The organism is Polaribacter sp. NJDZ03, assembly GCF_019263805.1.
Classification (GTDB): Bacteria; Bacteroidota; Bacteroidia; order Flavobacteriales; family Flavobacteriaceae; genus Polaribacter.
In genome coordinates this window covers 3,306,936-3,317,265 of record NZ_CP079195.1, presented here as the reverse complement: position 1 = coordinate 3,317,265, position 10,330 = coordinate 3,306,936, and the positions used below count along the sequence as shown (strand labels likewise).

The following is a 10,330-nucleotide window of genomic DNA, read 5'->3' as shown; positions in this document are numbered from 1 at the left end:
ACAATTTAATAATCATAAAAAAACCGACTCTCTTCAGAATCGGTTTTTTTTTATGATTATTTAAAGACATTCCTTATCAGGAATAAATGATTTTAATTTTCAGTTCCTAAAAAATTATAATTTTTAGAGTAAAATAACATTTGCTCCTCAAAATCTTCTGGTTGCGTTACCTTCACGTCTAAAATCTGTCCATTTTCATCTAAATCTGGAACTAAAACAGGGTTTACAAAACCACTATAAGGAGCCGATTTAAACTGCTCGTTTCTTTTTAAAACCTCCGCATGAATTTGTTGATCTACTTTAACACCATACCCTTCTACTAAAGCTTTAGCAGCCTCAAAATCACCTTCAGATTTTATACGTTGCGCCTCTTTTAATAAGCGTCCAAATATTTCTCTTAATTTATCATAATCAGTTATATTAAAGTACGTTTTACCATCTCTAACAACCTTCTCTATAACATTGTCTTTTTTACCTTGCTCAAAAGCCCAAGCAGAAACCCATTGTCTGTTTACCATGTGGTCTTCTTCAATATCATCTCCTAAATTAATTCTCACCAATTGTGTCATTAAACCATTTCTAATATATCCATCATAGGCAGCCATCCCTAACTCCTTGTAATTATCTGTCAACCCAAATTCTTCTAATTTGGCATCCATTAAATAATATAAACCAACTAAATCTGCACGACCTTCTTCCATTGTAGAAGCATAATTTTGAAGCGTTTCTTTTGGTTGTCCTATACCTTCATTAATTACACCAGAAGCATGCCCAATAACTTCATGTAAAGAAGTATGTAATTTATCTGCAATCTGACCGTATTTTTCTTCTAAACGAACTTCCTCCTCGTCATTAGCAAATTCTTTTAAACGATCTGTTCCACCTACACTATTATATGCTCCAATAATGTTTCCTAAAGAAACAGATTTAGAACCATGTTGTTCACGAATCCAATTGTTATTTGGTAAATTTACACCAATGGGTGTGCTTGGAGATGAATCTCCTGCTTCACCTGCAACATTTACAGTTTTATAAGAAACCCCAACTACATTTTCTTTTTTGTGAGAGGGATCTAAAGGAGCATTATCTTCAAACCATTGCGCATTGTCCGATAAAACTTTCATTTTACGAGACATGTCAAAATCTTTAATTTGAACAACCGTTTCATAAGAACCTCTATATCCTTTTGGATCGTTATATACTTCTATAAAACCATTTATCCAATCTATATTTCCTTCGGTAGAAGTTGCCCAAGCAACACAATACTGATCCCAAACATCTAAACTTCCTGTTTTGTAATATTCTATTAATAGCTCTAAAGTATGTGCTTGTTTATCGTTTTCTGCAACTCCTTTTGCTTTTTCTAACCAACCAATAACAGCATCTAATGCAGCACCATACATTCCGCCAGATTTCCAAGTTTTTTCTACCAATTTTCCATTTTCTCTTACTAATTTAGAGTTTAAACCAGCTTCAATTGGTTGCTCTTTAGAGCCTTTATAAGCTGTTTTGTAAAAATCAACAACATCTTTGTCTGTAATATCTGGTCCATAAAAATTAATTGCTGATGACAAAATATTGTCAACTCCAGATTTCTTATTTACTTTTTTATTATCAGCATCATTAAATAAAATTTCAATTATTTCTGATGACAATTCTATGTTTGAATTTTCTAATAAATCTTCTGTAAAATATTCTTTTGTAAAAGCTGGTTTTAATTTATCATTAGAATAATGATGATGAATACCGTTAGAAAACCAAACTCTTTTTAAAAAGGTTTTAAACAACTTAAAGTTTTCACTTTCCTTATCTCCTGTATAATTTTGGTTGATATTTTCTAAAGCTTTTCTAATACTTAAATTATAGCGATAGTTTTGATCCCACATAATATCTCTACCAGACAAACCTGCTTGTGTTAAGTAATAAACAAGTTCTTTTTCTTTTAAAGTAAGCTCTTCAAACCCTGGTATTTTATAACGCAATACTTTAATATCTGCAAATTGTTCTACAAAATGGTTAAATTCTACTGCTGTTTTTTCTGTTTCTTTTTTGGGTTCTGCAGTACAAGAAGCCAATAATACAGCAACTGAAAAACTAAAAATCGTCTGTTTTATATTCATTTTATTAAGTTTATTATTGATGTATAAAGGTACAAATTTTAAGTACTCTTTCTGCGGATACTTTTTAATCTAGACCATGCTATTTTGTGTCTTAAAGTATACAGATAAAAACATCCAATATCTAATAAAAAATAAAACAAACTAATACCACTTGGTGGATTATTACTTGGTAAAAATTCTATAAAACCAAAGGCTGTACTTGGCCACTTCCAACATTCAAATGCCGTACCTCCAATTTCTAGAATTGCTACTAAAATATACATTGCATAAAAAAATAATCTATCCTTAGGCCTTTTCCAAAGTAAAAGAAAAACACCTATTGTCATTACAAAACCAAAAACATCATTAAAAAATACTAAATAAATTGTAGACAGTAAAGCTATAAATACTGATAAGAATTGCTCTACAGCTTTATCATATTTTCTAACTATTGGCGCAGTGCTAAATTTAAAAACTCTACCGTATAAAGCTGCATGCCCTATTGGCACATATAAAGGCACGTTTTCTAATCTATAGGTATACATTTGTAATCCTCTAGAAAACAGGTATTCTCCACCAATTCCTAAAAACACAGCATACAGCATTAATTCTTTTACGCGTGGAGTAGATCTAAAGTACAGGGCAATAAAACCCGCAAACATTATTAAGTTAATTGTAATTTGAGAATTCGATACTTTTTCAGAAAAAAAGCTACTATCAAAAAATAAAACAAATACAAAAAAAATAAATAACCCTATTTTTCTATTAAAAACAGAAATTATTTTTTTTAGATCTTCTTTTGGAATCTCTAGTAACTTCATTTTAATGGACATTTAAAACAATCTGTGGTGTGGTCATTTACCAGACCAACAGCTTGCATGTACGCATATATTACAGTAGATCCTACAAATATAAAACCTCTCTTCTTTAAGTCTTTAGAAATTTTATCTGATAGCGCTGTTGTTGCCGGTACTTCTTCTCTATTATCGAACTTATTAATAATTGGTTTGTTATTAACGTAAGACCAAATAAATTTAGAAAAAGATCCAAACTCTTCTTGAATTTCTATAAATAATTGTGCATTTGTAATGGCACTTTTAATTTTAAGTTTATTTCTAATAATTCCAGAATCTAGTAGTAAAGATTCATATTTACTTTCGGAGTAAGTTGCAATTTTTTTATAATCGAATTGATCAAAAGCAACTCTAAAATTTTCTCTTTTATTCAAAATTGTAATCCAACTTAAACCCGCTTGAAAGGTTTCTAATATAAGAAACTCAAATAAAATATTATCATCATAAACGGGTACTCCCCACTCTTCATCATGATATTTTTTATATAAGTCACTGTCTGTTACCCAAAAGCATCTTTGTTTCATTTATTTTTTATTAAGGTTGAAAATTAATGTTAAATCAATTAAAAACCAACCTATTTTAGAATATTTTTCGCAACTTTACTCTAATTAAAATGATTGATTATGAAACTATTAAAACAACTTCTTATTCTTTTTTCTTTTGGATTGTTTCTTTATGCTTGTGGTTCATCACCCATAAAAAAGAATACAACTACAGAAGAAAAACCTGTTGTTATTGCAAATGATAGTTTAGAATACGAAGTAATTATTATAGACCCTGGTTTTAATGCCTTTTTAGCCTCCGTAGCGAAACCAGAAGGTTATTATTCTCAAAACTACCTAGAGGCTAGAAATAGAACTTGGATTTTAGAATGGAATAACAGAGCTAGAAATCCTATTCAGTTCAATGCTAATATCTATGAAAACATCGTTGACTACCAATCTACTATAGATTACGGTTACGAGGTAAACTACAAGTTATTTAATTACTTTTTATTTGCTCAGCAAAAGTATAAAATGAGTTTGGGTGGTGGATTTTCTAGTAGAATTAGATAGTTTTTTTCGTGTAACTTACAAAACTAAAATCAAATTTATTCTTTTCGTCTGCAATAAAATTTTCTATTGAAGCTTCTTCCCAAATGGTTAAATCTATTTCAGGAAAAAAAACATCTGCTTCAAATTCATGATGTACTAAAGTAATATCTAATCTATCTGCCAAGTTTTTCTCTATAGTTTCTTTATAAATTTGAGCACCACCAATTATAAAGATTTCATCTTTATTTTCTACCATCTCTATAGCTTCTTCTATACTATTTGCGATTAAACACCCATCTTTAAAATATTCTTTATTTCTGGTGATAATAATTGTAGTTCTGTTAGGTAAAGGTTTCCCTATAGATTCAAAAGTATTTCTACCCATTAAAATGTGATGTCCAGATGTAACCTTCTTAAACCTTTTTAAGTCTGCTGGTAAATGCCAAATTAAGTCATTATCCTTTCCTAAAGCATTATTTTTTGCAATTGCTGCTATAATTGTAATCATAGAATCCTAAAATTTTAACAAAATTAGAATATTTATACTAAGATTAGACGTTTTAAAGGCACTTTAAATCAACATATCATATTTACGAATACGTTTTCGAACAGAAAACACTGAAAATCAAGCAGAAAGAAATAAGTATTATTTTATATAAACAATAATTTAAATTCCCTTTCATTTTGAATTATCAATAATTTATATAACCATTTTACTAAACTGATAATTCTTTTATATTCTAACAAAATAATGATGTTTATAACCAAGTAGTTACATATTTTTACTTAAAATTTTTAATTATATAATTATGGCAATTAAAAAACAATTTTTGAAAAGCAAACCAGTTTGTAAAGTAACTTTTACGGTACCTGCTGAAGAAGCTAAAAAAGTAGTGGTAGTAGGATGCTTTAATGAGTGGAATGAAAAATCAGCTCCTTTAAAGAAATTGAAAAATGGGTCTTTTAAAGGTACAATAGATTTAGAATCTGGAAAATCTTACGAGTTTAAATACTTAATAGATGGTACTTATACAAACGAACAAGAAGCAGATGGGCTTGCTTGGAATGACTTTGCAGGAGCAGAAAACAGCGTGTTAAATTTATAATAACAGCGTTATTGATATAAAAAAAGAGCTTCCAATTATTATTGAAAGCTCTTTTTTGTTTTGTTATAATGTAAGTTTTATTTCTAAACGGCAACCTTTCCTTTAATATTAGGGTGAGGATTGTAGTCTATCAGCTCAAAATCTTCGAAAGTAAAATCTTCGATATTTTTTATTGCTGGGTTCATCTTCATTTTTGGTAAAGGCCTTATATCTCTAGCCAACTGAACTTTAAATTGTTCTTTATGGTTATTATAAATATGAGCATCTCCAAAAGTATGAATAAACTCTCCTGCTTCATAACCACAAACTTGCGCAATCATCATTGTAAACAATGCATAAGAAGCAATATTAAAAGGCACTCCTAAAAAGATATCTGCACTTCTTTGATATAGTTGACAAGATAACTTACCATCTGCTACATAGAACTGAAAAAAAGCATGACAAGGCGGTAAAGCTGCTTTTCCATTGGCTACATTTTCTGAAAAAGACACAGAAGTATCTGGTAAAACAGAAGGGTTCCAAGCAGAAACCAACATTCTTCTTGAGTTTGGATCGGTCTTTAAAGTAGTTATTACATCTTTTAATTGATCTACCTCATCACTATTCCAATTACGCCATTGGTGCCCGTAAACCGGACCTAAATCTCCATTTTCATCAGCCCAAGAATCCCAGATTTTAACACCGTTTTCTTGTAAATATTTAATATTTGTATCTCCTTTTATAAACCAAAGTAATTCGTAAATAATAGATTTTAAATGTAGCTTCTTAGTCGTAACCATAGGGAAACCTTCACTTAAATCGAAACGCATCTGATACCCAAAAACACTTTTTGTTCCCGTGCCTGTTCTATCTCCTTTTTCGTTTCCGTTTTCTAAAACGTGCTTTACTAAATCGTGATATTGCTGCATTATTTATTCCTTTATTTGTTTATTCATGTAAACGTTTAAAAAAATAAACAATTACACGATTACACTTTTTAACCTATAATCATACCTGCAATAGTTGCAGACATTAAAGAAGCAATGGTACCTCCAATTAAAGCTTTAATTCCAAATTCTGACAAAACTTTACGTTGTCCTGGTGCTAAAGATCCAATACCTCCTATCTGAATACCAATAGACGCAAAATTTGCAAACCCACACAACATGTAAGTTGCCATAATTATAGATTTGTTATATGTTAAATGCGTTGCACTTGCAACATTTTTTAATTCTGCTAACTGAATATAACCTACAAATTCACTTGCAGCCAATTTTATACCCAACAACTGCCCCATTAAAGCCATATCTTCTTTAGCCACACCAATAAGCCACATTAAAGGAGCAAATATATATCCTAAAATAAACTCTAAAGAAAGACCGTCATAAAGCGTGTTATTTGCGATAAGTTCGTTTACAGAAACAAAATGCCATTCTAAGTTTAAAAATTCTATTGTAAAACCATCAAAAGATGCAACGGCTCCTAAAATACCATTTAACATTGCAATTATAGCTACAAAAACTAAAAGCATTGCTCCTACATTTACAGCTAAACGTAAACCTTCTGTGGTTCCATTTGCAATGGCGTCTAATATATTTGCACCTATTTTTTCTTGAGAAACAGTAACATCAGAATTTACTTCTTCCGTTTGTGGATATAATATTTTAGAAATTACAATAGCTCCTGGTGCCGCCATTACAGAGGCTGCTAATAAATGTTTTGCAAAAACCAATTCTAATTCTTTATCTCCACCACCTAAAAAGCCAATGTAAGCTGCCAATACTGCACCTGCAACAGTTGCCATACCACCAATCATTACCAATAGCATTTCCGACTTATTCATTTTTTCTAAATAAGCTTTAATTAGAAGTGGCGCTTCGGTTTGTCCTAAAAAAATATTACCAGCTACAGAAAGACTTTCCATACCTGATATCCCTAAAAATTTAGACAATACAATTGCTAAAACTTTTACTACTTTTTGAATAATTCCTAAATAAAATAATAATGATGTTAAAGCAGAAAAGAAAATAATGGTTGGCAATACTTGGAAAGCGAATATGTATCCAAATTTATTCATATCTCCAACAATACCTGCAAATAAGAATTCACTACCTGCTTTTGTATAAGCTAATATTTCAATAAAGATACCTCCTACAAATTCAAATATAGACTGTATAAATTCAACTTTTAAAACTCCAATTGCTATTATTAATTGTAAAAACAAACCAATGGCTACCTTTTTCCAATCGATGGCTTTTTTGTTGGCACTAAATAAGAAAGCGATCAATATTAATGAAAACATTCCTAAAACTCCTCTCCATAAACTGCTAAAAGAAAAACCTTGACTAGGTATAATTTCATTTATAGCTGAAACTGTTTCTGTATTCTGAGAAAAAACGGAAATTGATAACAGACAAAAAACAACAATAAATATTTTTTTCATAATGTAGATGTATACTATTAAGAGCGTTTACTTATTTCGTCTCTAATTTTTGCAGCTAATTCGTAGTTTTCATCAGAAACTGCATTGTCTAATTGGTCATGAAGCGCTTCTAAACTAACGTCAGAAAAAGAAGATTCTTTTTTAATTATTAACGCATCTATGTCTAAAGCGTCTTCTTCAGATTCTTCTGTATCTTCAATACCAAATTCTTCTTCTATCTTTAGAAAAATACCTGCTTTTTCTAAAATATTTTCATAAGTATAAATTGGTGCTTGAAAACGAACTGCTATTGCAATTGCATCTGAAGTTCTAGCATCTAAGATTTCTTCTACACCGTCTTTTTCGCAAACTAGGCTAGAAAAAAATACACCATCTACTAATTTATGGATAATTACCTCTTTTACTGTGACAGAAAAGCGGTCTGAAAATGTTTTAAAGAGATCGTGTGTAAGTGGTCTTGGAGGTTTAATTTCTGTTTCTAAAGCAATTGCAATAGATTGTGCTTCGAAGGCTCCAATAATAATAGGTAAAGTTCTTGTACCTTTCATCTCACTCAAAACCAGCGCATAAGCACCACTCTGAGTTTGACTGTAAGAAATACCCTTTATAGTTAATTGTATTAAACTCATAAATTTATTTACGTAAAACTAAAATATATTTGCAAAACTTTTTGAAGTCATTTTTACAAACTTTTAGAGGGGCACAATTTAATAAAAATAATAGGTTAATGCTGATATTTCTCAAAAAAGTGAGTTTTACTCTTGCGTGAAGGATTGAAGCACCTGTTTGAGCTCTTTTTATTTTTCTTTTAAAATAAAAAAGCGAGTGCGGAAAGCCTGACGAAATTATTTTGACTTTGATAAAAGTTGATAAAAAAACTTATCAAAATTTTATTTCTGATAAGTTTCTAATATTTCACTTTAAATAATTTGGGCACGCCCAAAAAAGTAATTATTTATAATTAAGATGCTTTAAAAGCTTTTAATTTTTCGATTAATTTTGGTACTACTTCAAAAGCGTCACCAACAATACCATAATCTGCTGCTTTAAAAAACGGCGCTTCTGGATCTGTGTTTATAACTACTTTTACTTTTGATGCATTGATACCTGCTAAATGTTGTATTGCTCCAGAAATACCAATGGCAATATATAAATTAGCTGCAACTGGTTTACCTGTTTGCCCAACGTGTTCTGAGTGTGGACGCCATCCTAAATCTGAAACTGGTTTAGAACATGCTGTTGCAGCGCCTAAAACCTCAGATAATTCTTCTATCATCCCCCAGTTTTCTGGTCCTTTTAAACCTCTACCTGCAGAAACTACAATATCTGCATCTGCAATAGTTACTTTACCAGTAACTCTTTCTATTTTTTCTGATTTTACTCCTGGTGCTACAATTGTAGTTTCAAAAGTTTCTGTGTTTCCTGCCACTACATTTTCATGAACACCATAAGAATTTTTAGCAACTCCAATAACTTTATGTTCTGTAGAAATTACAGTATTTGAAAACGCTTTATTAGAAAATGTTTTTCTTTTTAATGTAAACGGACTTGTACTTGACGGTACATCTACTACGTTAGAAACACAACCGGCTTCTAAATTTACTGCAATTATTGGCGCTACATACAAACCATCTATACTAGAATCTACAACTACAACAGTTGCTTTTTCTGCTTTGGCTACTTCTGTAATTACAGCCGCATATTGTTTTGCGTTAAATGTATTAAAAGCATCGTTAGTTACGGAAACTACTTTTTCTGCTCCGTAGGTATATAATTCTGATGAATCGCTTGCATTTATTGTAAGTGCAACAACATTAGTACCTAATTGTTCTGCAACTTTTTTTCCATATGAAACTACTTCTAAAGCAGTTTTCTTAAATTTTCCTTCCGATGAATCGGCAAAAACTAAAACAGACATATATTTTTATTTTGTTTAATTGTATAATTTATTATTCGTTTAATTGTGTAATTTTTGAGTAATCTTTTTTACAGTTACACAATTTAACACTTAAACTGTTACACATTATATTTATATTACTTTTGCTTCGTTATGTAACAAGCTAATTAACTCATCTACATTATCTGCATCTACTAATTTTACTGCTCCTTTTGCTGGTAGTTTTTCAAAAGATTTAATACTTGTTGACGCTTCATTACTAACGGGCTCTACCACTTCTAATGGTTTTTTACGTGCCATCATAATTCCACGCATATTTGGTATGCGTAAATCTTTTTCTTCTACCACTCCTTTTTGTCCACCAATTACTAAAGGCAAACTTGTTGATAAAGTTTCATTTCCTCCATCTATTTCTCTAGTTGCAGTAACAGTTGTTCCGTCTACCTCTATACCAACACAACCATTTATAAAATTAAAATCTGTTAACGTCGCTAACATTCCGGGAACCATTTGACCGTTATAATCTGCAGATTCTTTTCCTGCCAATACTAAATCATATTCGCCATTTTTTACAACTGCTGCTAATTCTTTTGCTACTTGAAATCCGTCTGTTGGGTTTACATTTACACGTATTGCATTATCGGCTCCTATTGCTAAAGCTTTACGCAATGTAGGTTCTGTTTCTGGGCCACCAACATTTACAATTGTTACAGAAGCACCTTGTTTTTCTTTAAACCACATGGCTCTTGTTAAACAAAATTCATCGTAAGGATTAATAACAAACTGTACTCCATTTGTATCAAATTTCGTATCGTTTTCTGTAAAATTAATCTTAGATGTGGTATCTGGAACATGACTAATACAAACCAATATTTTCATAAAATTCTATTTTTATACTTTTTATCTGCAACGAAAATA

11 protein-coding genes are annotated in these 10,330 nt (G+C 30.6%); 2 read left to right on the top strand and 9 right to left on the bottom strand.

Annotated features, from left to right (window positions below):
• Positions 1-92: 92 nt before the first annotated feature.
• The 3 genes from KV700_RS14000 to KV700_RS13990 are packed head-to-tail and all read right to left on the bottom strand — an operon-like array spanning position 93 to position 3,477.
• Complete coding sequence (locus KV700_RS14000; RefSeq protein WP_218598248.1) at positions 93-2,120, bottom strand: dipeptidyl peptidase 3; 2,028 nt, start codon at positions 2,118-2,120, stop codon at positions 93-95.
• Between the two features lie 38 nt (positions 2,121-2,158).
• On the bottom strand, positions 2,159-2,920 hold the full coding sequence (locus KV700_RS13995) for a hypothetical protein (RefSeq protein WP_166385788.1): 762 nt from the start codon (positions 2,918-2,920) through the stop codon (positions 2,159-2,161).
• Positions 2,917-3,477, bottom strand: coding sequence for a DNA-3-methyladenine glycosylase I (locus KV700_RS13990; RefSeq protein WP_166385790.1), 561 nt, complete (start codon positions 3,475-3,477; stop codon positions 2,917-2,919). Before KV700_RS13990 ends, KV700_RS13995 begins: the two co-directional genes overlap by 4 nt.
• 99 nt (positions 3,478-3,576) lie before the next feature.
• On the opposite strand from KV700_RS13990, the gene KV700_RS13985 reads away from it, so the two are divergent.
• On the top strand, positions 3,577-4,008 hold the full coding sequence (locus KV700_RS13985) for a DUF6146 family protein (RefSeq protein WP_166385792.1): 432 nt from the start codon (positions 3,577-3,579) through the stop codon (positions 4,006-4,008).
• On the opposite strand, the gene KV700_RS13980 is transcribed toward KV700_RS13985, so the two are convergent.
• Positions 4,001-4,495 (bottom strand): dihydrofolate reductase, encoded by a 495-nt coding sequence (locus KV700_RS13980; RefSeq protein ID WP_218598247.1) that lies wholly within the window; start codon positions 4,493-4,495, stop codon positions 4,001-4,003. The genes KV700_RS13985 and KV700_RS13980 overlap by 8 nt on opposite strands.
• 301 nt (positions 4,496-4,796) lie before the next feature.
• Between KV700_RS13980 and KV700_RS13975 the strand changes: the two genes are divergently transcribed.
• Positions 4,797-5,093, top strand: coding sequence for an isoamylase early set domain-containing protein (locus KV700_RS13975; protein WP_166385796.1), 297 nt, complete (start codon positions 4,797-4,799; stop codon positions 5,091-5,093).
• A gap of 83 nt (positions 5,094-5,176) precedes the next feature.
• On the opposite strand, the gene KV700_RS13970 is transcribed toward KV700_RS13975, so the two are convergent.
• The 5 genes from KV700_RS13970 to KV700_RS13950 all read right to left on the bottom strand — a co-directional run bounded on the left by KV700_RS13970 (position 5,177) and on the right by KV700_RS13950 (position 10,291).
• Positions 5,177-6,001, bottom strand: a complete 825-nt coding sequence (locus tag KV700_RS13970; protein WP_218598246.1) for a thymidylate synthase — start codon at positions 5,999-6,001, stop codon at positions 5,177-5,179.
• A gap of 68 nt (positions 6,002-6,069) precedes the next feature.
• Positions 6,070-7,515: a NupC/NupG family nucleoside CNT transporter gene (locus KV700_RS13965; protein WP_166385800.1), complete on the bottom strand. Its 1,446-nt coding sequence runs from the start codon at positions 7,513-7,515 to the stop codon at positions 6,070-6,072.
• A gap of 17 nt (positions 7,516-7,532) precedes the next feature.
• Positions 7,533-8,144 carry a bifunctional nuclease family protein gene (locus tag KV700_RS13960; protein ID WP_166385802.1) on the bottom strand — a complete coding sequence of 204 codons (612 nt, stop codon included), beginning with the start codon at positions 8,142-8,144 and terminating at the stop codon, positions 7,533-7,535.
• A 332-nt stretch (positions 8,145-8,476) separates the two neighbouring features.
• Positions 8,477-9,433, bottom strand: coding sequence for an electron transfer flavoprotein subunit alpha/FixB family protein (locus KV700_RS13955; RefSeq protein ID WP_218598245.1), 957 nt, complete (start codon positions 9,431-9,433; stop codon positions 8,477-8,479).
• A 111-nt stretch (positions 9,434-9,544) separates the two neighbouring features.
• A complete protein-coding gene (locus tag KV700_RS13950; protein WP_218598244.1) occupies positions 9,545-10,291 on the bottom strand; it encodes an electron transfer flavoprotein subunit beta/FixA family protein in 747 nt (248 codons plus the stop codon).
• Positions 10,292-10,330: the final 39 nt, after the last annotated feature.